Below are 20,762 nucleotides of genomic sequence, written 5' to 3'. Positions count from 1 at the left end.
GCGGCCGGGGCGGGCACCGGGCATCCGTCAATGGCCGGCGGCAAGCGATCCCTGGCGGCGCGGATCGGAGGCACCGGCGAGTCCGCCCTCCACCGTCATGATCGACTGGGTCGATCCCATCGTCGCCTTTTCCGCGATCTCGTGACCATATCCGCGCAGGATCGCCAGCGTGTCGGGCGAAAACCCTTCCTCGGTGCGGATCTCGTCGGGCAGCCACTGATGGTGCATGCGCGGGGCGCTTGTCGCCTCCGCCACGTTCATTCCGTGATCGACCACGTTGAGAATGACCTGCAGCACCGTGGTGATGATGCGGCTGCCGCCCGGGGAGCCGGTGGCCAGCACCAGTTTTCCGTCGCGGAACATCAGTGTCGGGCTCATCGAGGAGAGAGGGCGCTTGCGCGGGGCGACGGCATTCGCGTCGCCGCCGATCAACCCGTAGGCGTTGGGCACGCCCGGCTTGGCGGAGAAATCGTCGAGCTCGTTGTTGAGCAGCACGCCTGTGTCGCCAGCCATCATGCCGACGCCATAGGAGAAATTCAGCGTATAGGTGTTGGAGACGGCATTGCCTTCATCATCGACCACCGAATAGTGGGTGGTCTCCTCGCTCTCGTAGGGGGCCGGCTTGCCAGGTGCGATCTTCTCCGAGGGCGCGGCGCGCTGTGGGTCGAAATCGGCCATGCGCGCTGCCGCGTAGGCTTTCGAGGTCAGGCCCTTGACCGGGATGTCGATGAAGTCCGGATCGCCGAGAAATTCGGAGCGATCCGCATAGGCGCGTTTCATCGCCTCGGCCATCACATGCAAGGTCGCCGCCGAGCCCGCCCCCGAGGTGGTCAGGTCGAAGGGCTCCAGCATATTGAGGATTTCGACGATATGCACCCCGCCCGAAGACGGCGGTGGCATCGACGTCACCTCGTAGCCCCTGTAGGTGCCGGTCACGGGCGTTCGCCACTTCGCCTCGTAGGCGGCAAGGTCCTCCGCGGTCATGCCGCCGCCGGCCGCCTGTACCCGAGCGGCGATCTTCCGCGCGACCTCGCCCTTGTAGAAACCGTCCGGTCCTTCATCGGCGATCCGCCGAAGCGTGGCGGCAAGCTGTGGTTGGCGCAGGGTATCGCCCGGCTCGTGGAAACTGCCGTCGGCCTTGTAGAAGGTTGCGCGCGCATCGGGATCCTTCGACAAGCGCTCGAAAGACTGCTTGAGCGAACCTGCAAGATCGTCGGATACCGGGAAGCCCTCTTCCGCCAGGCGGATCGCCGGTGCGATCAGCTCGGCAAAGGTGAGTGTCTTGCTGCCGAAGCGCTGATGGGCAAGATGCAGGCCGGCCACCGTGCCCGGCACGCCGATGCCAAGGCCCGAGTAGCGCGACTTCTCAGGATCTGCATTGCCGTCCGTGTCGAGAAACATGTCGCGTTCGGCCGCGGCCGGCGCCAACTCCCGGTAGTCGAGAGCGAGGGTCTCGCCGCTTTCGGCCATATGCACAAGCATGAAGCCGCCGCCACCGAGATTGCCGGCGCGCGGCAGCGTCACGGCGAGGGCGAAGCCGACGGCGACCGCCGCATCGACCGCATTGCCGCCGGCAGCGAGGATGTCGCGTCCGACGGTCGTTGCCAGCGCTTCCTGGCTGGCGACCATGCCGCTGCGCGCAAGGACCGGGTGAAAGCGGTCGGAGCCGGACAGGATCGGCGCGGGAGCCGCATCCTGCGCGCCCGCAGGAAGCGAAGCCGGGCCGATCGCAACGCATGTTGCCAGCGCAATGCCGGCCAACTTGCTGGTTCCACTGGTGAATGCCCGCATTTCCTGCTCTCCGGATCGGGTAAGGGGAACCCCAGTCTGTCGCCAAAAGCGGCCGGCCGCTACCCTTGGCAGTTCCCCGGTTGGCAGTTCCTTGGCGGCAAGCGGCCCGTAAAACGCAAGACGCGGCCGTTTCCGGCCGCGTCGCAAGATTTCGGTGTCGGCTCGCGGCAGGTGCCGCAGCAGATCAGGCGGCGGCCTTCTTCGGCGTGATCAGGCCGCGATTGACCAGAACTTCCGCGATCTGCACCGCGTTCAGCGCCGCGCCCTTGCGCAGGTTGTCGGCAACGACCCACATGTTGAGGCCGTTCTCGATGGTCGCGTCCTCGCGGATGCGGCTGACATAGGTCGCATCCTCGCCGGCGCTCTCGTAAGGCGTGACGTAACCGCCGTCCTCGTGCTTGTCGACGACCAGAACGCCTGGCGCCTCGCGCAGGATGTCGCGGGCCTCCTCGGCCGAGATCGGGTTCTCGAACTCGATGTTGACGCTTTCCGAGTGGCCGATGAAGACCGGTACGCGCACGGCGGTGCAGGTGACCTTGATCTTCGGGTCGAGCATCTTCTTGGTCTCGGCCAGGACCTTCCACTCTTCCTTCGTGTAGCCATCCTCCATGAACGCATCGATATGCGGGATGACGTTGAAGGCGATCCGCTTGGTGAACTTTTCCGGTGTGATCGGGTCGTTGACGAAAACGGCGCGGGTCTGGTTGAACAACTCGTCCATGGCCTCCTTGCCGCCGCCGGAAACCGACTGGTAGGTCGACACCACGACACGCTTGATCCTCGCCACATCATGCAGGGGCTTCAGCGCCACGACGAGCTGGGCGGTCGAGCAGTTCGGGTTGGCGATGATGTTCTTCCGGGTGAATCCGACGATGGCGTCCGCATTCACTTCCGGAACGATCAGCGGCACATCCGCGTCGTAGCGCCAGGCGGAGGAGTTGTCGATGACGACGCAGCCCTTGGCGGCGATCTTCGGCGCCCACTCGCGCGCCACGTCACCACCAGCGGACATCAGGCAGATGTCGACATCGGAGAAGTCGTAATGGTCGATCGCCTGGCAGGTCAGCGTGCGGTCGCCGAAGGAGACGTCGATGCCCTGCGAGCGCCGCGAGGCGACAGCGACCACCTCGCGTGCCGGGAAGCCCCGCTCGTCGAGAATGTCGAGCATCTCGCGGCCGACATTACCGGTCGCTCCGACAATCGCAATCTTGTATGCCATTGGTTTCATTCCTCTCTGGCCGCTCCCCGCAAGCCCGGGCCGCGTTGTGCGCGAAGCCTCAGGCTCTTCCGGTCCCCCATCCAACCCGGGGGAGCGCGGGTCGAGAGGGCCGTCAGGCGGTCGTTTTGCGGGTCGTTGTCGTCGTGCCGGCGCGCATGCCTTCGTTCGCGGCTTTCGTCGCGGTGAACGGGGCAACAAGGGCGAAACGCGGCTTCGACATGGGATCCTTCAAGGGTCCTAAACGGCTGTCCATCACAGCGGACGAAGACTAGATGCCGCCACGCGCGTGCAATGTCAACATGGCGATGGTGCCAAGCGGTCCGAAACCCGACGTCACGGCCGGTCGGCGCTGGCGGGGGGCCCGCTGTCGTCGAGACGGAAGCGCAGCAGGAGCGTGCGCTGCAGGATCGAGCGGTTGTCGTCGGAGATCAGCGTGACGATGGTTTCGCCCGCCGCGTTCACATGCACCGAGACGCCTTCCATGTTGTCGATCTGCTCGGAAAAGCCGGCCTCCATCAGCACATGGCCGGTCACAAGCGCGTTGGGGCGGATTTCCGAGGCCGGTAGCAGGCGCAATCGCATGCCGATGCCGTGGCGCAGGGTGAAGCGCCGCTCCAGCAGCAGAAGATCGCCATCAGGCAGGAAGCTTGCGTCGGTGGCGTCGTAGGAATCCTGGCGGACCACGGTGAAGGTGCCGGGCGTGGCGCCGCCGATCAGGAAGCCCGGCAGATCGGAATTGAAGCCGGGGCCGCGTTCGGCGATGACAAGAAGGCTGCCCTGCAGCGGGCCGGAATTGGCGAAGGCGACGGCTTCCATCGCCTTGTTGTGGCGAAGCTGCTTGATGCCGGCAGGCAGATCGAGCGCGGTGCCCGCCGTTGTCGGGTCGAGTGGCCAGGCAAAGGCGTAGATGTTGTGATCGCGCTCAGTGGCGACGAAAAGCGTCCCCGCGCCGCTGCCGGCGTCGTCGAGGCGCAGGGCAAGCGCTTCCGCGTCGCCGCGGCCGCGATCGAGCAGGGCCCGTCCGCCCGGACCGAGCACGGGCGCGACCGTTGCGCCCGTCACGGCGAGAGGGCGCCCGTCGGGCGCGCTTTCGATCTCCGCCGTCAGCCACAGGCCGTTGTCGGCGACGGCCACCATGCGGGCGCCGTCCGGGCTGACGACCAGTCCGGAGAGCCCGCCCATGTGCCGGTTGCCGGCAAGCAGCTCCAGTCCGCCTAAGAAGGTGAGGCCGCCGAAACGGATCTGTTCGGGGCGGCCGATGCGGAAATGCTCGATCAGCTTGCTGCGGATGGTAACCGACTGGATCGGGATGTCGGCGCGGACGGGTGCGGGCAGCGTCGCGGCAAGCACGGCGGCCACGGCAAGGGCGCCGGCGGCGAGATGCCGGCGCCAGGCCGCCAGGGGAAGCGGACGGGACATCGCCTTAGCGGGTCGCCCGGCGGCGACCGCGTCGGTTTGCGGGCATCGCCGTATGGTCGTCGAACAGGTCGGCAAGCTGGTCGGTCATCGCGCCGGCCAGTTCCTCGGCGTCGACGATGGTGACCGCGCGGCTGTAGTAGCGGGTCACGTCATGACCGATGCCGATGGCGATCAGTTCGACCGGCGAGCGGGTCTCGATCTCCTCGATGATGTAGCGCAGGTGCCGTTCCAGATAGTTGCCCGGGTTGACCGACAGGGTGCAGTCGTCGACCGGCGCGCCATCGGAGATCATCATCAGGATCTTCCGCTGTTCGGGGCGTCCGAGCAGGCGCTTGTGGGCCCAGTCGAGCGCCTCGCCGTCGATGTTCTCCTTCAGCAGCCCCTCGCGCATCATCAGGCCGAGATTGCGGCGCGCCCGGCGCCAGGGCGCGTCGGCGGACTTGTAGATGATGTGGCGCAGGTCGTTGAGCCGCCCCGGCTGGGCCGGCTTGCCGGCGGCGAGCCATGCCTCGCGCGACTGCCCGCCCTTCCAGGCTCGCGTCGTGAAGCCGAGGATCTCGACCTTGACGCCGCAGCGCTCCAGCGTGCGCGCCAGAATGTCGGCGCAGGTGGCCGCGACGGTGATCGGGCGGCCGCGCATCGAGCCGGAATTGTCGAGCAGCAGCGTCACCACCGTGTCGCGGAAGTTGATGTCGCTTTCCTGCTTGAAGGCGAGCGGCTGCATCGGGTCGGTGACGACGCGCGTCAGCCGGGCCGTGTCGAGCAGGCCTTCCTCCAGATCGAAGGACCAGGACCGGTTCTGCTGCGCCAGCAGCTTGCGCTGCAGGCGGTTGGCAAGGCGTGCGACCGCGCCCTGCAGGTTGACCAGCTGCTTGTCGAGATGGCCGCGCAGCCGGTCGAGTTCGGCCGTGTCGCAGAGCTCTTCCGCCGGCACCATCTCGTCGAAGCGGGTGGAAAACACCTTGTAGTCGGAGGTCGGCGCCTGGTTGGAGAAAGGCAGCTCGCGGCGCTGGCTTTCGCCCGGCTCCTCGGCCTGGTCGGCGCTGTCGTCGTCGGAAAGCTCTTGCAGGTCGCCTTCGAGGCCTTCGCTCTCGCCGGCATCCATTTCCTCGCCGGAGCGCTCCATCTCCTGCGGGGCGCCCTCTTCCTCGCCGGCATCATCCTCGCCCTCGGCCGAGGTTTCGCCGCGTTCGTTGCGGCCCTCGCTGTCGTCGTCGCCGTCGTCCTCTTCGTCGTTCTCCTGGCCGAAATCCTCGTCCATCTCGAGCGAGGAGAGAACGGTGCGGACATGGCGGGCGAAGTCCTGCTGGTCCTCGATCCGGCCGGCGAGATCGTCAAGCGCGCCCCCGGCCTTGTCCTCGATCCATTCGCGCCACTGGGCGATCATCGGCGCGGCGCTTTTCGGTGCAGGCGTGCCGGTCAGCCGTTCGCGCACCATGTAGGCGATCGCCTCCTCGAGCGGGGCGTCCTCGCGGCTGGCCACGTCCGCATAGGCGGCCTTGCGGCAGCGTTCCTCAAGCATGGCGGACAGGTTGTCGGCGACACCGGGCATGCGGTTGGCGCCAACGGCCTCGCAGCGCGCCTGCTCGACGGCGTCGAAGATGGCCCGCGCGGTCTCGCTTTGCGGCACCAGCTTGCGGTGCAGCGCGGGATCGTGGCAGGCCAGCTTCAAGGCCATTGCGTCGGCGATGCCGCGGGTGACCGCGATCTCCCCTTCCGAGAGCCGGCGAGAGGGTTCGGGCAACCGGGCGGTATGGCCGGAGAGCGACGGGCGGTCGGAGGAAAAGAGCACCTCGAGCTCGGGATCGGCGGCGATGGCACGCATCGTGTCGCCGATCGCCCGCTTCAGCGGCTCGCTCGTCGGCTTGCTCTTTTCTGTTGGCGGATTGCGCATTTCGGCCCGATCAGCTCATCACCACGTTGGCGGCGGATTCGGGCAGTTCCTCGCCGAAGCAGCGCTGGTAGAACTCGGCCACCAGCGTGCGCTCCATCTCGTCGCACTTGTTGAGGAAGGTGACGCGGAAGGCAAAGCCCAGGTCCTGGAAGATCTCCGCGTTCTCCGCCCAGGTGATCACCGTACGCGGGCTCATCACCGTCGACAGGTCGCCATTGATGAAGGCGTTGCGGGTCATGTCGGCGAGGCGAACCATGCGCGAAACGGTCTTGCGACCTTCCTCGTTCTGGTACTGCTTGGCCTTGGCCAGCACGATCTCGACCTCGTTGTCGTGCGGCAGGTAGTTCAGCGTGGTGACGATCGACCAGCGGTCCATCTGGCCCTGGTTGATCTGCTGGGTGCCGTGATAGAGGCCGGACGTGTCGCCCAGGCCGACCGTGTTCGTCGTCGAGAACAGACGGAAGGCGGGATGCGGGCGGATCACCCGGTTCTGGTCGAGAAGGGTCAGGCGGCCGGACACCTCGAGCACGCGCTGGATGACGAACATCACGTCCGGGCGGCCGGCATCGTACTCGTCGAAGACCAGCGCGATGTTGTTCTGCAGTGCCCAGGGCAGGATACCGTCCCGGAACTCGGTGATCTGCTGGCCGTCGCGGATGACGATGGCGTCCTTGCCGACCAGGTCGATACGGGAGATGTGGCTGTCCAGGTTGACGCGCACGCAGGGCCAGTTCAGCCGGGCGGCGACCTGCTCGATATGGGTCGACTTGCCGGTGCCGTGATAGCCGGTGACCATGACGCGGCGGTTGTGCGCGAAGCCGGCGAGGATCGCCAGTGTGGTCTGCCGGTCGAAGAGATAGTCGGGATCGAGGTCCGGCGTATGGGGGCTCGGCTCCTTGTAGGCGGGAACCGTCAGGTTGCTGTCGATGCCGAAGGTCTCGCGCACCGACACGGTGGTGTCGGGAAGGTTGTCGGCGGGCAGGGTCGTGTCAGTCATTTGTCCTCCGCTGGCCCGCCGGGCGACGGGGTCCGCGATCGCATGCAGATTACGTCCGCGCTGGCGGACGAGATTTCGAACCAGACCCTATTGCCAGAGCCCGGCCCGGCCAAGTGAAAACGCCTTGTCGCGATCGGCGTCGGCGTAAAACGCGCCGGGAAAGGGTCTCCCCGCGACAGGAGACCGCAGTCACCGGGCGAACCGGTTGCGGTCGGGAAACTCGGGAGACGTCCGATGTCATAACGCATCGGCGCCAAGCTGCAAGCCCGGTTCGGGCGCGGTGGGCTGCAGCCCGTCTAACAGAAGCCGGCTTTCTTCAGCAACGAATAGGCATTGATGATCTCGCGCAGCCGGTCCTCGAGCGAGCGGTCGCCGCCATTGGCGTCGGGATGGAGCCGTTTGACCAGTTCCTTGTAGCGCGTCTTGATCTCGCCATCGCGGGCCTGATGCGGCAGGCCGAGCGTGTCGAACGCCCGTGCCTCGAGCTGCTTCAGCTTGGGCGCGCGCGCGCCGCTGCTCGAGGGTCGTGCCCTGCCCCGCCCGGCGCGGGCCTCCGCGCGGGCGCGGGCCGCCTGCTGCGGATCGGTATCCGACCAGGCCGCACCGTTGGCCGCCTTGGCATTGACTCCCATCTTCCAGGTCGGCCGGTGACCGGTCAGCGCGTCGCGCTGATAGGCGCGGGTCTGGTCGTCGTCCATGCCGGAAAAATAATTGTAGGACTTGTTGTACTCGCGCACGTGGTCGAGGCAGAAGTGATAGTACTGGCCGTCCGCGTGCCGGCCCTTGGGCGCGCGATGGGTTCCCGCCTGGGCGCAGCCCCGCCATTCGCAGGCCTGCTCGCACACGAACTCCTCCTCGGCGCGAGCACGCTTCGGCGATATGCGGATCCGGTCGAAAATGTCCGAAGTCACCGGTCTGGGTCCATTTTCCTTTGGCCGCGGTCGATGACAGCGCGGCAGGCGCCGAGGTGATCCGCATAAATAGGGGGACGTTGCATGGTTCGGCAAGCTCTTGACGGGGGCAAAAAGTCTGTCACATGGAAAGCATGAGCATCAAGCAACAGATTGAGCGGCAGCTGACGGAGGCGTTCTCGCCGGCGAGCCTCGAGGTGATCGACGAATCGGAGCGCCATCGTGGCCATGGCGGATGGCGCGAAGGTGGCGAGACCCACTTCCGTGTCCGCATCGTCGCCGCGGCGCTTTCCGGGATGAGCCGGGTCGCCCGGCACAGGGCGATCAACGACTGTCTGAAGCCGGCTTTCGAGGCCGGCGTCCACGCGCTGGCGATTGAGGCGCGGGCTCCGGACGAGCCCGATCCGCGTGGCGGGGGGCGCGCGTCGGTCGCCTGAAAGGCGCGGCGGGCAACCGCCCGCCTGCGCGAAGTCAGTTGCCCGGCATCACGGTCGGTGCCGGTGGCGGCAATGGCGTCGCCCCGGCGATGATGGCCGATTTCACGGAGCCGGCCACTTCCTTCGACAAGGGCGTGATCTTCAGCCGCGTCACCCGGTTCTTCTCCCGCTTGAGCACCGTGAAGCGATAGCCGTGGAAGGTGAAGGCCTGGCGTTCCTCGGGGATCATCTGTGCCTCGTGGATCACAAGGCCGGCGATCGTCGTCGCCTCGTCATCCGGCAGGCGCCAGTCGACCGCACGGTTGAGATCGCGGATCGGCACGCTGCCGTCGACGATGATCGAGCCGTCGGGCTGCGGGCGCACGCCGGCGAGTTCGACATCATGCTCGTCGGAAATCTCGCCGACGATTTCCTCCAGAATGTCCTCCAGCGTGACGAGGCCCATCACCTCGCCATACTCGTCGATGACCAGGGCGAAATGCGCCTTGCGCTTGAGAAAGGCGTTGAGCTGGTCCTGCAGGCTGGTTGTGTCGGGCACGAACCAGGGCGGCGAGACGAGTTGCTCCAGGTCGAGCCGGCTGGCGTCGCCCCCGGCCCTTGCCAGCGCGCGCAGCAGGTCCTTGGCATGCAGCACGCCGATATAGTTGTCGGTCTGCCCACGCCAGAGCGGCAGCCGCGTATGGGGGCTGTCGAGCGCCTCCTGGATCAGCTTTTCCGGGTCGTCGTCGGCGTTCAGCGTGTTCATCTTGGTGCGGTGAACCATGACATCCGAGACTTCCAGGTCGGCAAGGTCGAGCAGCCCGCCGATGCGGTCGCGCTCCGCCTTGACCAGCCCGCCTTCCAGATGCTGCAGGTCGACCGTGCCGCGCAGTTCCTCGTGCGCCGAGAGCACGTTGCGGTTCTCCGAGACGTCGACGCCGAAGACCCGCAGGATCGCCCGGACGATCACCTCCACACCCATTACCACCGGTGCGAAGAGGATGACGACGATGCGCACGACCGGCGACACGGCGATGGCGAAACGGTCCGGGTTGGAGATCGCCCAGGTCTTCGGCAGGACTTCCGAGAAAATCAGCACCAGTGCGGTCATCACCAGCGTCGCGTAGACCACGCCGGCATCGCCGAACACGTCCAGCAGGACGCTGGTCGCGAGCGCGGAGGCGAGGATGTTGACGAGGTTGTTGCCAAGCAGCAGAGCGCCGATCAGCCGCTCCTTCGCTGAAATCAGGCGGCCGACGACGCCGGCGCGGCGTTCGCCGCCCTTCTCGAGCTGGAGCATCCGGGCGCGGGATGCCGCCGTCAGCGCCGTCTCGGAGCCTGAGAAGAAGCCGGACATGGCCAGCAGCACGAGGATCGCGACGATGGAAAGCCACAGGCTGGCATCAGTCATGTGTCGTCTCGCTTGGTCGGCATTTTCCGGCATGGCGAGGTCGGCCCGCCTTGCGAAAACGCGGTAAATCAGAAAACCGGGCCACCCGGCCAAGTCCTTGCCCAGTCCGTCCGGGAGGACGACGGGCCGCTTCGGGTTCGTCAGGCGCCCCGTGCCAGTTCGTCGGTCAGGAAGCCGTGCAGCCGCGCCGGATCGACGCCACGTTCGACATAGGCCTCGCCGATACCACGCACCAGAACGAAGGTCAGGGCGCCGCGGCTCACCTTCTTATCCTGCGCCATGATATCCAGAAACGTGTCGGCCGGCGGCATTTGTCCGGGGATATCCCCGATATGGGTCGGCAGCCCGACGGCGGCAAGATGCGCCGCCACGCGGGCGCAATCATCGACGCCACAAAGGCCCAGTGTCCTGGAGAAGTCGAAGGCGAGCCGCATGCCGATGGCAACGCCCTCGCCATGCACCAGTCGGGTGCCGTCATAGGCGACGACGGCCTCCAGTGCGTGGCCGAACGTGTGGCCGAGATTGAGCAGGGCCCGCTCGCCGGCCTCGAACTCGTCGGCCGCAACAACGCGCGCCTTGGCCCGGCAGGCGGCGGCAATCGCCTCCTCGCGCTCGGTGCCGCCGGCAAAGATCGCCTGGTGGCTGGCCTCGAGCCAGGCGAAAAAGGGAGCATCGCCAAGCAGGCCGTATTTGACGACTTCCGCGTAGCCGGCGCGGAACTCGCGCGGGCTGAGCGTGTCGAGCACGGAGGTGTCGGCGAGCACCAGCAGGGGCTGGTGGAAGGCGCCGATCAGGTTCTTGCCGTGGCGCACGTTGATGCCGGTCTTGCCGCCGACGGAACTGTCCACCTGGGCGAGCAGGCTTGTCGGTATCTGCAGGAACGGCATGCCGCGCCGCACGCTGGCGGCAACGAAACCTGCGAGGTCGCCGACGACGCCGCCGCCAAGCGCGACAATCGCGTCGCCGCGCTCGAGCCGCGCTTCGAGCACCCGGTCGCAAACGGTCTCGAAGACATCGAAGCGCTTGCTCGCCTCGCCGGGCGGCAGCAGGATCGAGACGAAGCCGATGCCGGCCGCTTCCAGCGAGTCCTGCAGGGTGGAAAGGTGATGGCCGGCGACGGTCTCGTCGGTGACGATGGCGACGCGGGCGCCGGGCAGAACCTGCGCGATGCGTGCGCCGGCGCCCGGCAGCAGGTCGCGACCGATCAGGATGTCGTAGGACCGGGTTCCGAGATCGACGGCGACCCGCTGCGCGGCGATGTCGTCTGTATGCGGGTCTGCAGCCTGTGTCATCGGATCCCTTGCGGTCATGGCGTTTCGGCTCCGGCGGGGGCCTTGGCGGGTTCTGCGGCGACGCCGAGATGTTGCTCCAGCGCCTCGACAATGTCGACGACGACGGCTTCATGCGGCACGTCGCGTGACCAGATGGCGACATCGGCCAGGGCATAGAAGGGCTCGCGGTCGGCCAACAGCTTGCGCAGGACCGCCTCCGGGTCCGGGGCGTTGAGCAGCGGCCGGGTCGGCTTGCGGCGCACCCGGCTCATGATCAGGCCAAGCTCGGCGCGCAGCCAGACGGCGATGCCGGCGGCCCGGATCTCGTCGCGTGTTTCCGCGCTCATGTAGGCCCCCCCGCCGGTGGCGAGCACCTGCGGCCCGCTCTTCAGCAGGCGGGCGATGACACGCTGTTCCCCGGCGCGGAAATAGGGTTCGCCGTGCTGTTCGAAAATCTCCGGGATCGTGAGGTTCGCGGCCGCCTCGATCTCGGTGTCGGCATCGACGAAGGAGAGGTCGAGCGCTTGCGACAACCTGCGTCCGACGCTGGACTTTCCGCAGCCCATGATGCCGACCAGCACGATGGAACGCCCGCCCAGCCGCTCGACAAGCCTGGCGGCTCTCGCCTGCTCGATGATTTTCGGAACCGCGGACATCGGATTGCGCTCTCCCCTCGCATCCCATCGCTTTGCCCTTGTCCGGCCCCGATAGTCAAGCCTTGCCGGGTTGCGGACACGAATTCCCCGGCGTGCACTGGCGCCTGCACGCTTGCATGGGGGCGGCGGCTTGTCCGATAAGGGGAGACCATCGATCAAACCGACAGGGTCGAACGCCGGTCCCATGCCCACCCTTACCCGCCTGCTGCTCGTCCTTCTGACCCTTGCCGGTATCGGAACCGGCACGATCTATGCGCTTGGAACCCTTGTGGAACCGGATCCGCACGAGATCACCGTGCGGCTCAGGATGGACGGGTTCGGGCGCTGAGCGGCAGTTTGGCGGCAGGAGGGCAGGCGAATGGCGGGTGACGGGCTGCTCCTGGAAGGGTTCCTGGAAATGCTGTCGGCCGAACGGGGAGCGGCCGAGAACACGCTCGAAAGCTATCGTCGCGACCTGGAGGATTTTTCGGGGTTCCTGGCCGGCCGAAAGGCGTCACTTGCCGGTGCGGACAAGAATGCGGTCACCGCCTACCTGTCGCATCTGACCGCGCGGGGCTTTGCCGCCAGTTCGCAGGCGCGCCGGCTGTCGGCCCTGCGCCAGTTCTACCGGCACCTGTTCACCGAGGGCCTTCGCGGCGATGACCCGACCCGCACGGTGGCAACGCCCAAGCGCCGCGCTGCACTGCCCAAGGTGCTCGGTATCGAGGAAGTCGACCGGCTGCTTGACGCGGCGCGGGCGGCGACCGCGGCGGAGGCGCCCTCGCCGGCAGCCGCGCTCAGGGCCTTGCGCATGCATGCGCTGCTAGAGGTTCTCTACGCGACGGGCTTGCGTGTCTCGGAACTTGTCTCGCTGCCCCTGTCGGCGGCGCTGCGCGACGAGCGGCTGATCGCGGTGACCGGCAAGGGAAACAAGGAGCGTCTGGTGCCTCTCAGCCAGGCGGCGCGCGCGGCGATGCGCGCCTATGTGGCACGCCGGCGCGGCGAGGGCGTTCATATGCAAAGCCGCTGGCTGTTTCCCTCGCACGGGGAAAGCGGGCATTTCACCCGCCAGGCCTTCGCACGCGACCTGAAGGAGCTTGCCGCATCCGTCGGGCTAGATCCGGGCATGCTGTCGCCGCATGTCCTGCGCCATGCCTTCGCCTCGCATCTCCTGCAGAATGGCGCGGACCTGCGCGTCGTGCAGCAATTGCTCGGCCATGCCGATATCTCGACGACCCAGATCTACACCCATGTGCTGGACGAGCGCCTCGCCGCGCTTGTCGAGAGCCATCATCCGCTGGCCGGTCCAGGATCGAAGGATTGAGGCGGAAACGGCGGTCCTAGCGCGGCATCAGGGTCCAGCAGTCGAAGTCGAGAATGACACTTTCGTCATAGGCACCGTCCGCGTCGAGGAGCGGGAAGTCGTGGCAGGGCCGGTCGCGCGTCGCGATCATGCGCAGGCGAACGGCGCCGACATCCTGGCGGCCGGAGATCGACGCGGTTTCCAGCACCTGCGACCAGGCGAAGACCGTATCGCCGGCGAAGAGCGGCGCCACATGCCGTCCGGCGTTGATCCCGGCGACATGAAAGGCGTTGCCGAGGCCGTTGAAGGAAAGCGCGCGGGCAATCGAGATGACGTGGCCGCCATAGATCAGGCGGCGGCCGAAGCGACCCTGCCCTTCCGTGAACTGGTTGAAATGCACCTTGGCCGTGTTCTGGTAGAGGCGCGTTGCGATCTGGTGCTCGGCTTCCTCCACCGTCATGCCGTCGACATGGTCGATGCGTTCGCCGACCGCGTAGTCGCCGAAACGGTGCGGCGCGCCGGAAAGGCCGTCGTCCCAGGCTTGCGGGTCGATCAGCGGGCAGGCATCGCCGAGCCCGTCCGGGTCGATCGCCTCGGGAAGGTCCGGCACCACCGGGTCCGGCGCCGGACTGGCGGGATCGCGCTTCTTCACCATCACCCAGCGGACATAGTCGAGCACTTCTGTGCCGTCCTGCTTGTAGCCGGTGGAGCGAACATAGACGACGCCGGTCCTGCCGTTGGAGTTCTCCTTGACGCCGATCACCTCTGAAACGGCCGAAAGGGTGTCGCCGGGATAGACGGGGGACAGGAAGCGTCCGCCCGCGTAGCCGAGATTGGCGACCGCGTTGAGGGAGATGTCCGGCACGGTCTTGCCGAAGACGATATGGAAGACGAGCAGGTCATCGACCGGCGCCTGCGGATAGCGGATCGCGCTGGCGAAGGCGTCGGAGGACTGGACCGCGAAGCGCGAGCCGTAAAGCGCCGTGTAAAGCGCCACGTCGCCGGCCGTCACCGTGCGGGGCGTCGCATGGCGCAGCACCTGGCCGACGTTGAAATCCTCGAAAAAATGTCCCGAACTGGTCTTGCTCACTCCCACGCTCCCCCTGCCGTTCTGTCGCGCTGCCTTCGCGGGTGCAATAAGACAGGTTGGCGACGCAGCACGCAAGCGCGACCTTCCGGCGACGCGATGCCGAATGGTCCTGCACCGCATCACTGCTGGACGTCGCGTCGGCTTGGGCATAGGTTCTGCCGCCAGTCGCATGGGGCCTGCGGATTGACGCAGGCTGCGGTGCTGTCGGCGAACCGGCCGACAGGAGACATGACGAACAGGACATGGCGAACAGGACGGATGACGACAATGGCACCTGACACGGACGGACCGGCTGCGACCGCATTTCCGCGGGAGTTGCTTACCGGGTATCGCGGCTATCTGGAAAACGCGCATCGGGCCAACCGCCCCGACTACGAGCGGCTGGCGCTTTATGGCCAGCAGCCGGAGGTGATGGTTGTCTCGTGCTGCGACAGCCGCGTCACTCCGGAAGGCATCTTCAATGCCGGCCCGGGCGAACTCTTCGTGGTGCGCAATGTCGCCAATCTCGTCCCGCCCTACGCGCCCGACAATGACTACCACTCGACCAGCGCGGCTCTCGAGTTTGCCGTCCAGGCGCTTAAGGTGCGCCACATCGTTGTGATGGGCCACGGCCAGTGCGGCGGCGTGAAGGCTTTCCTCAATCAGGACGCGGCGCCGCTGTCTCCCGGCGATTTCATCGGCAAGTGGATGACGCTGCTGGAACCGGCGGCGGAATTCCGCTGCCTGAAGATCGAGCGGGACGACGATCCGCAGCTGGCGCTGGAATATGCCGGCGTGCGCCAGTCGCTCGTCAACCTGCGCAGTTTTCCGTGCGTCCGCATCCTGGAGGAAAAAGGGCGGCTGTCGCTGCACGGCGCCTGGTTCGACATCGGCTCGGGCGAGTTGCGCCTGCTCGATCCGCGAACCGACCGCTTCCATACCGCATCGACCCTGCCCGATCCTGCATCGGCCCGCTGAGGGACGAGGCAAAAAAAACGCGATGCCGGCATGCGCGCCGGATTGAATTTTCTCGGGCTCTTTCCAGATAGGCGATTTACGTGGTTTTCCGTACCCGGCGCCGTCATTCGGCGACCGGATTCCGGCTCTGGGGGGAGTGATGGGTGATACCCTGGCGATAGCCTTGTCGAACCTTGGTTCGCCGATGGTGCTGTTCTTCGCGCTGGGCGCCGCGGCGGCGCTCGCGCGGTCCGATCTGGCCTTGCCGGAGGCTGTGGCGAAGGCCCTGGCGCTCTATCTGATGCTGGCGATCGGTTTCAAGGGAGGCGTCGGCGTCGCCGCTCACGGCCTTGATTTCGGCCTCGTCGTGACGCTCGCCGCGGGCGCGGTTCTGTCGGCCTTCGTGCCGCTCGTCGCCTTCGTCCTGCTGTCCTGGATGTCGTCCCTGCCGCGCGTCGACCGGGCGGCGGTCGCGGGTCATTACGGCTCGATTTCCATCGTCACCCTGGTGGCGGCGAGCGAGAGCGTGCAGGGTCTGGGTCTTGCCTATGAGGGCTATATCGTCGCCGTCGCGGCGGTGATGGAGACCCCGGCGATCCTTGTCGCACTGTGGCTCGCCTCTCGCGGCGATGGCCGCCGGCCGGCGGAGGCGGATCAGGGAAGCGGCCTTTTCCGCGAGATCGCCCTCAACGGCTCCGTTGTCGTGCTGATCGGCGCCTTCGTCATCGGCATGATCACCGGCGAGAAGGGCCTTGCGGATATCGCGCCCTTCATCGTCGACCCGTTCAAGGGGATCCTGTGCCTGTTCCTGCTCGACATGGGAGTGATCGCCGGACGCGGCCTGCGTGCCGGTTATCGCAGCATGACGCCGGGGGTGATCGGCTTCGGCCTCCTGATGCCGCTTGTCGGCGCGGCGATCGCGACACCGTTTGCCTGGTTGTGCGGCTTGTCGGCCGGCGGCGCGGCGCTGCTGATCACGCTGACCGCATCGGCGTCGTATATCGCGGTTCCGGCAGCGATGCGCATCGCCCTGCCCGAGGCGCGCCCGGCCGTCTACCTGACGCTGTCTCTGGGCATTACCTTCCCGTTCAACCTGACGCTCGGTATCCCGCTCTATGCGGCCATCGGGCAATTGATTGCATCATGAAGGGGTGGCGATCATGAGGACCTACGCGAAGAAGCGGATCGAGATCATTGTCGAGGCGCCGGTGCAGGACCGCCTCACCGCCCTTCTCGACCGGCTGCAGGTCACTGGCTACACGGTGCTGCCGGCACTCGGAGGACGCGGGCGCGGCGGCGAGTGGAGCCGTGAAGGCATGGTCGGCGAGGCCGGACGCATGATCGTCATCGTCTGCATCCTGTCGGCCGAACGCGCCGACGAGGTCATGGACCCGGTTTTCGCCATGGTGGCGCGCCAGGCTGGGATCGTTTCCGTTTCGGACGTCCAGGTGGTGCGGCCGGAGCACTTCTAAGCGCGCCGTCAGTCGGCGCGCCGGGCGCCTATTTAATGCCTTCCAGATTGAGGCTGACAAGCCGGCCGGTGTCCTTGGCCATGTGCGGCAGATAGGCTTGCGAGTAATCGTCGAGGGAACTGTGCTCCGTCTCGCGCCAGTCCCAGCGGCGGGTTGCGGAAAACCCGACCTCGCGCAAGGCGGCGGAGAGGGTTTCCTCGTCGAAGGCGACCTTGTGGTAGTCGTACTGGTCGCGCTGGCCGCCGACGAGCAGACCCATCACATGCGGCAGGCCGAAGTCGTTCGAGGTGTCGAGGTAGAGTTCGGCGGCGGCGCGGAAATCGGGCACCGCGATGCGCAGGACCCCGCCGGGCGCCAGCACCCTGCACCATTCGGCCAGGACGGCCTTGTATTCGTTGCGGCCGAAATGCTCCAGCACGTGGCAGGCATAGATGAGCCGAACGGTGCCGTCCTCGATGAAGGACAGGTCCTCGACCGGGCCGATACGGTCGACGTGGGGGTAGTCGAGGGCGTCGACATGATAGAAGCCGGGAATATGCTTCACGCCGCAGCCGAGATGGAGCTTTTCGATTGTCATGATGGTCTGTCTGCCTTGCCGTCGGCGCCCAGTTCGGCGCGATTGTCGAGATACCAGCGTACGGCCTGGCGGATGCCGTCCTCCAGCGAGATGCGCGGACTCCAGCCAAGCGCCGCGAGGTGGCCCGAATCCATCAGCTTGCGCGGGGTTCCGTCCGGTTTCGAGGTGTTGAAGCGCAGCATGCCGGCAAAACCGGTCTCGCGGGCGACAAGCCGCGCCAGGTTGCCGATCGAGATCTCCTGGCCCGACCCGACATTGATCGGCGCGTCGCCGTCATAGGTATCGAGCAGGAAGACGATCGCGTCGGCAAGGTCGTCGACATGCATGAATTCGCGCAAGGGCGTGCCGCTGCCCCAGATCTCGACGTCCGGGCTCGCCGCTTCGGCCGCCTCGACGAACTTGCGGATCAGCGCCGGCAGGACGTGGCTCGTCGCCAGGTCGAAATTGTCGTTGGGGCCGTAGAGATTGGTCGGCATCGCCGACACGTAGGACAGGCCGTGCTGCTGACGATAGGCCTGGCACAGGTAGACACCGGCGATCTTGGCGATGGCGTACCACTGGTTGGTCGGTTCCAGCGGCGCGGTCATCAGCGCGTCTTCGCGGATCGGCTGCTCGGCGAATTTCGGGTAGATGCAGGACGAACCGAGGAACACCAGACGCGGGACGCCCGCTGCCGCTGCCGCGCCAATGACATTGGTCTGGATCTGCAGGTTGTCCTGGAGGAAGTCGACCGGTTGTTCGGCATTGGCCAGAATGCCGCCGACGCGGGCGGCAGCGAGGATCACCGCGTCGATCCGTTCGGCCGCAAAGAACGCGGATACGGCGGCCTGGTTGGTCAGGTCGAGTTCGCCGCGCGTGCGGGTGACGATCTCCACCGGTTCCGTTTCAAGCCGTCTGCAGATGGCCGAGCCAACCATGCCGCGATGTCCGGCAACGAAGACGCGTCGCCGGGTGGGGTTGCCGGTGTTCATGTCGGTCTGCCCGCTCATTCCTCGCGCCCGTAGGCGCGGCGCGCATGGCGCTCGACACTGAGAAGCTCGAGATCGGCATCGACCATCTCGTCGACCAGGTCTTCGAAGCCGGTCATGTGGCTCCAGCCCAGCCTTTCGCGCGCCTTGGTCGGATCGCCGAGCAGCAGGTCGACCTCGGTCGGGCGGAAATAGGCAGGGTCTATCGCCACCAGCAGGTCGCCGGTCTTGCGGTCGCGCCCGGTCTCCTCGACCCCCTCGCCCGACCAGACGATCTCGCGGCCGAGCCGGCCGAAGGCGCGCTCGACGAATTCGCGAACGCTGCGTGTCTCGCCAGTGGCAAGAACATAGTCGTCCGGTTCCGGTTGCTGCAGCATCCGCCACATGCCTTCGGCGTAGTCACGGGCATGGCCCCAGTCGCGGCGCGCGTCGATATTGCCGAGATAGAGCGATTTCTGCAGGCCCAGTTCGATCGCCGCGACGGCGCGGGTAATCTTGCGGGTGACGAAGGTCTCGCCGCGCAGCGGGCTTTCATGATTGAACAGGATGCCGTTGCTGGCGTGCATCCCGTAGGCCTCACGATAGTTCACCGTGATCCAGTAGCCGTAGAGCTTCGCGGCCGCGTAGGGCGAGCGCGGATAGAAGGGCGTCGTCTCGCTTTGCGGGGTCTCTCGGACCTTGCCGTAGAGCTCCGATGTCGAGGCCTGGTAGAAGCGGCAGGTCTTTTCCATGCCGAGGATGCGTATCGCCTCGAGCAGGCGCAACACACCGATGCCGTCGGCATTGGCGGTGTATTCGGGTGTCTCGAAGCTCACCATGACATGGCTCTGGGCGGCGAGATTGTAGATCTCGTCGGGACGGATCTCTGCCACAAGGCGGATCAGCGAGGAGCTGTCGGTGAGATCGCCATAATGCAGGACGAAACGGCCGTTGCCCTCGTGCCGGTCATGGATGAGCGGATCGATCCGGCCGGTGTTGAAGGAGGAGGAACGACGTTTGAGCCCGTGCACCTCGTAGCCCTTGTCGAGCAGCAGGCGGGCCAGGTAGGCGCCATCCTGTCCGGTCACGCCGGTGATGAGCGCGCGGCGGGGTGCAGTCATGTCTCGTCCCTGTAAAGAACCGGCCCGGATCGGCCGCGTGATCGTTCCTCCTACTGCACACGGCCCGGCAGGGCAACCGGTGAGGCATCACCTCGCCGCTCGTCCTGCCACGCCTGCTCCCGCCGGGACCCTGTCGGGAAGCGCGACGACCCCGCCGGGAGGCTAGCCGCAATAGGCGAACTTGTCCGGCTGCACCTTGAGCAGCGCGTCGCGCAGCTTCTCCAGCGCGCGGCTTTCGATCTGCCTTACACGCTCCTTTGAAATGCCGAGCTTCTGGCCGAGCGCCTCAAGCGTTTCGCCGTCTTCGCTCAGCCGCCGCTCGCGGACGATGCGCAATTCGCGCTCGCTGAGCACGCCAAGCGCTGTCTCCAGCCAGCGGGAACGGCGCTCGGTGTCGATGGCGCCGCCGACCATCTCCTCGGGCAGCGGGTCGCCGGACACCAGGAAATCCTGCCTGTCCGCGCTGGCGCCGTCGGATTCCATGACCGGCGCGTTCAACGAGGTGTCCGGGCCGGACAGGCGCGCGCTCATCATCGCGACGTCGTTGACCTTTACCCCCATCGTCGTCGCGATCTTCTCGACCAGCTCGCTTTCGGTGATGCGGGTCGTGCCGCTCGACAGTTTGGCGCGCAACCTGCGCAGGTTGAAGAACAGCGCCTTTTGGGTCGAGGACGTTCCGCCCCGGACGATCGACCAGTTACGCAGGATGTAGTCCTGGATCGAGGCGCGGATCCACCAGGTCGCATAGGTGGAGAAACGCACCTCGCGCTCCGGCTCGAAGCGGGCCGCCGCCTCAAGCAGGCCGATATGGCCTTCCTGAATGAGATCGCTCATCGAGAGGCCGAAATTGCGGTACTTGGCGGCGACCGCGATGACGAGCCGCATATGCGCAAGGCTCAGGCGCTCGAGCGCTGCCTCGTCGCCCTTGTCGCGCCAGTCGAGGGCAAGCTGGTGCTCCTCCTCGCGGCTGAGATAGGGGGCATTCATGGCCGCCCGTACGATCTGACGCCGGTTTCCGGAAAGGTAGCTCACGGTGTAGACCTCCGCGCCTTGGGATCCGGGCATCGCCGTTGCGGCGCCGGAGCCGAACCTTCAAGCGTGCCCGGCCAAGCTGGGCCGGTCTCCGCTTCCATTCGTCATCTGATACGATGCCGGCGGCGCTTCGGTTCATTTCCGCCAGCCTGCCGCCTTGGGGAGGATATGGGGCTCCGGTCGCGGCAGCGTCCAGATAGCCAGCATGACTCGCAAGCCTGATCAGAACCAATACAAGTTTGCGTCAGTCGCGATAAGTTTACCTGATCAAGGCTCTGACTGCCAACCGGCTGCGGAAATGAAAAGGCCCGGCGCGTGTT

20 protein-coding genes are annotated in these 20,762 nt (G+C 66.5%); 6 read left to right on the top strand and 14 right to left on the bottom strand.

Translation table 11 applies throughout. The features are described from left to right. Positions 1-27 precede the first annotated feature (27 nt). The 6 genes from ggt to RBB46_RS17630 all read right to left on the bottom strand — a co-directional run bounded on the left by ggt (position 28) and on the right by RBB46_RS17630 (position 8,231). Complete coding sequence (ggt, locus tag RBB46_RS17655; RefSeq protein WP_306030336.1) at positions 28-1,791, bottom strand: gamma-glutamyltransferase; 1,764 nt, start codon at positions 1,789-1,791, stop codon at positions 28-30. A gap of 184 nt (positions 1,792-1,975) precedes the next feature. Further along, entirely contained in the window at positions 1,976-3,010 is a 1,035-nt protein-coding gene (locus RBB46_RS17650) for an aspartate-semialdehyde dehydrogenase (protein ID WP_306030335.1), read from the bottom strand. A 333-nt stretch (positions 3,011-3,343) separates the two neighbouring features. Continuing rightward, entirely contained in the window at positions 3,344-4,429 is a 1,086-nt protein-coding gene (locus RBB46_RS17645; protein WP_306030334.1) for an esterase-like activity of phytase family protein, read from the bottom strand. Positions 4,430-4,433: 4 nt separating this feature from the next. Then, positions 4,434-6,323, bottom strand: a complete 1,890-nt coding sequence (gene cobT / locus RBB46_RS17640; protein WP_306030333.1) for a cobaltochelatase subunit CobT — start codon at positions 6,321-6,323, stop codon at positions 4,434-4,436. A 10-nt stretch (positions 6,324-6,333) separates the two neighbouring features. Further along, on the bottom strand, positions 6,334-7,320 hold the full coding sequence (gene cobS / locus RBB46_RS17635) for a cobaltochelatase subunit CobS (protein ID WP_306030332.1): 987 nt from the start codon (positions 7,318-7,320) through the stop codon (positions 6,334-6,336). Positions 7,321-7,616: 296 nt separating this feature from the next. Further along, positions 7,617-8,231 (bottom strand): J domain-containing protein, encoded by a 615-nt coding sequence (locus RBB46_RS17630; RefSeq protein WP_306030331.1) that lies wholly within the window; start codon positions 8,229-8,231, stop codon positions 7,617-7,619. 134 nt (positions 8,232-8,365) lie between these two features. Between RBB46_RS17630 and RBB46_RS17625 the strand changes: the two genes are divergently transcribed. Beyond that, entirely contained in the window at positions 8,366-8,668 is a 303-nt protein-coding gene (locus tag RBB46_RS17625; protein ID WP_306030330.1) for a BolA family transcriptional regulator, read from the top strand. Positions 8,669-8,702: 34 nt separating this feature from the next. Here RBB46_RS17625 and RBB46_RS17620 read toward each other — a convergent pair whose 3' ends face one another. The 3 genes from RBB46_RS17620 to RBB46_RS17610 form a co-directional block, all read right to left on the bottom strand. Then, positions 8,703-10,058, bottom strand: a complete 1,356-nt coding sequence (locus RBB46_RS17620) for an HlyC/CorC family transporter (RefSeq protein WP_306030329.1) — start codon at positions 10,056-10,058, stop codon at positions 8,703-8,705. A 140-nt stretch (positions 10,059-10,198) separates the two neighbouring features. Further along, the gene (gene aroB / locus RBB46_RS17615) at positions 10,199-11,368 is read right to left on the bottom strand and encodes a 3-dehydroquinate synthase (RefSeq protein WP_306030328.1); all 1,170 of its coding nucleotides are present in this window, start codon (positions 11,366-11,368) and stop codon (positions 10,199-10,201) included. After that, entirely contained in the window at positions 11,365-11,985 is a 621-nt protein-coding gene (locus RBB46_RS17610; protein WP_306030327.1) for a shikimate kinase, read from the bottom strand. The genes aroB and RBB46_RS17610 overlap by 4 nt, the downstream gene beginning before the upstream one ends. Before the next feature lie 184 nt (positions 11,986-12,169). On the opposite strand from RBB46_RS17610, the gene RBB46_RS17605 reads away from it, so the two are divergent. Together RBB46_RS17605 and xerD are read left to right on the top strand one after the other, a co-directional pair. Further along, the gene (locus tag RBB46_RS17605; protein ID WP_306030326.1) at positions 12,170-12,313 is read left to right on the top strand and encodes a hypothetical protein; all 144 of its coding nucleotides are present in this window, start codon (positions 12,170-12,172) and stop codon (positions 12,311-12,313) included. 30 nt (positions 12,314-12,343) lie between these two features. Then, positions 12,344-13,288, top strand: coding sequence for a site-specific tyrosine recombinase XerD (gene xerD / locus RBB46_RS17600; RefSeq protein WP_306030325.1), 945 nt, complete (start codon positions 12,344-12,346; stop codon positions 13,286-13,288). Positions 13,289-13,304: 16 nt separating this feature from the next. Here the strand turns inward: xerD and RBB46_RS17595 are convergent, their stop codons facing one another. After that, entirely contained in the window at positions 13,305-14,357 is a 1,053-nt protein-coding gene (locus RBB46_RS17595; RefSeq protein WP_306030324.1) for a MaoC family dehydratase, read from the bottom strand. Between the two features lie 267 nt (positions 14,358-14,624). Between RBB46_RS17595 and RBB46_RS17590 the strand changes: the two genes are divergently transcribed. From RBB46_RS17590 to RBB46_RS17580, 3 genes are all read left to right on the top strand, one after another. Next, positions 14,625-15,314 (top strand): carbonic anhydrase, encoded by a 690-nt coding sequence (locus RBB46_RS17590; protein WP_306030323.1) that lies wholly within the window; start codon positions 14,625-14,627, stop codon positions 15,312-15,314. A gap of 139 nt (positions 15,315-15,453) precedes the next feature. Beyond that, the gene (locus RBB46_RS17585; protein WP_306030322.1) at positions 15,454-16,440 is read left to right on the top strand and encodes a sodium-dependent bicarbonate transport family permease; all 987 of its coding nucleotides are present in this window, start codon (positions 15,454-15,456) and stop codon (positions 16,438-16,440) included. Between the two features lie 13 nt (positions 16,441-16,453). Next, the gene (locus RBB46_RS17580) at positions 16,454-16,765 is read left to right on the top strand and encodes a DUF190 domain-containing protein (RefSeq protein ID WP_306030321.1); all 312 of its coding nucleotides are present in this window, start codon (positions 16,454-16,456) and stop codon (positions 16,763-16,765) included. Positions 16,766-16,793: 28 nt separating this feature from the next. Here RBB46_RS17580 and RBB46_RS17575 read toward each other — a convergent pair whose 3' ends face one another. From RBB46_RS17575 to RBB46_RS17560, 4 genes are all read right to left on the bottom strand, one after another. Continuing rightward, positions 16,794-17,342, bottom strand: a complete 549-nt coding sequence (locus tag RBB46_RS17575) for a methyltransferase domain-containing protein (RefSeq protein WP_306030320.1) — start codon at positions 17,340-17,342, stop codon at positions 16,794-16,796. Further along, entirely contained in the window at positions 17,339-18,331 is a 993-nt protein-coding gene (locus RBB46_RS17570) for a GDP-L-fucose synthase (protein WP_306030319.1), read from the bottom strand. Before RBB46_RS17570 ends, RBB46_RS17575 begins: the two co-directional genes overlap by 4 nt. Next, positions 18,328-19,410, bottom strand: a complete 1,083-nt coding sequence (gene gmd, locus RBB46_RS17565; protein WP_306030318.1) for a GDP-mannose 4,6-dehydratase — start codon at positions 19,408-19,410, stop codon at positions 18,328-18,330. The genes RBB46_RS17570 and gmd overlap by 4 nt, the downstream gene beginning before the upstream one ends. Before the next feature lie 162 nt (positions 19,411-19,572). Then, complete coding sequence (locus RBB46_RS17560; protein WP_306030317.1) at positions 19,573-20,442, bottom strand: RNA polymerase factor sigma-32; 870 nt, start codon at positions 20,440-20,442, stop codon at positions 19,573-19,575. Between the last annotated feature and the right edge of the window lie 320 nt (positions 20,443-20,762).

It is taken from the genome of Stappia sp. MMSF_3263 (assembly GCF_030733745.1).
Lineage (GTDB): Bacteria > Pseudomonadota > Alphaproteobacteria > Rhizobiales > Stappiaceae > Stappia.
The sequence above is the reverse complement of the archived record's forward strand: the minus strand, read 5'-3'. Positions and strand labels throughout refer to the sequence as shown.

Bases quoted from the DNA above. Each gene is read 5' to 3' on its own strand.
- ggt (WP_306030336.1), bottom strand. From the start codon at position 1,791: ATGCGGGCATTCACCAGTGGAACCAGCAAGTTGGCCGGCATTGCGCTG.
- RBB46_RS17650 (WP_306030335.1), bottom strand. From the start codon at position 3,010: ATGGCATACAAGATTGCGATTGTCGGAGCGACCGGTAATGTCGGCCGC.
- RBB46_RS17645 (WP_306030334.1), bottom strand. From the start codon at position 4,429: ATGTCCCGTCCGCTTCCCCTGGCGGCCTGGCGCCGGCATCTCGCCGCC.
- cobT (WP_306030333.1), bottom strand. From the start codon at position 6,323: ATGCGCAATCCGCCAACAGAAAAGAGCAAGCCGACGAGCGAGCCGCTG.
- cobS (WP_306030332.1), bottom strand. From the start codon at position 7,320: ATGACTGACACGACCCTGCCCGCCGACAACCTTCCCGACACCACCGTG.
- RBB46_RS17625 (WP_306030330.1), top strand. From the start codon at position 8,366: ATGAGCATCAAGCAACAGATTGAGCGGCAGCTGACGGAGGCGTTCTCG.
- RBB46_RS17620 (WP_306030329.1), bottom strand. From the start codon at position 10,058: ATGACTGATGCCAGCCTGTGGCTTTCCATCGTCGCGATCCTCGTGCTG.
- aroB (WP_306030328.1), bottom strand. From the start codon at position 11,368: ATGACCGCAAGGGATCCGATGACACAGGCTGCAGACCCGCATACAGAC.
- RBB46_RS17610 (WP_306030327.1), bottom strand. From the start codon at position 11,985: ATGTCCGCGGTTCCGAAAATCATCGAGCAGGCGAGAGCCGCCAGGCTT.
- RBB46_RS17605 (WP_306030326.1), top strand. From the start codon at position 12,170: ATGCCCACCCTTACCCGCCTGCTGCTCGTCCTTCTGACCCTTGCCGGT.
- xerD (WP_306030325.1), top strand. From the start codon at position 12,344: ATGGCGGGTGACGGGCTGCTCCTGGAAGGGTTCCTGGAAATGCTGTCG.
- RBB46_RS17590 (WP_306030323.1), top strand. From the start codon at position 14,625: ATGGCACCTGACACGGACGGACCGGCTGCGACCGCATTTCCGCGGGAG.
- RBB46_RS17585 (WP_306030322.1), top strand. From the start codon at position 15,454: ATGGGTGATACCCTGGCGATAGCCTTGTCGAACCTTGGTTCGCCGATG.
- RBB46_RS17580 (WP_306030321.1), top strand. From the start codon at position 16,454: ATGAGGACCTACGCGAAGAAGCGGATCGAGATCATTGTCGAGGCGCCG.
- RBB46_RS17575 (WP_306030320.1), bottom strand. From the start codon at position 17,342: ATGACAATCGAAAAGCTCCATCTCGGCTGCGGCGTGAAGCATATTCCC.
- RBB46_RS17570 (WP_306030319.1), bottom strand. From the start codon at position 18,331: ATGAGCGGGCAGACCGACATGAACACCGGCAACCCCACCCGGCGACGC.
- gmd (WP_306030318.1), bottom strand. From the start codon at position 19,410: ATGACTGCACCCCGCCGCGCGCTCATCACCGGCGTGACCGGACAGGAT.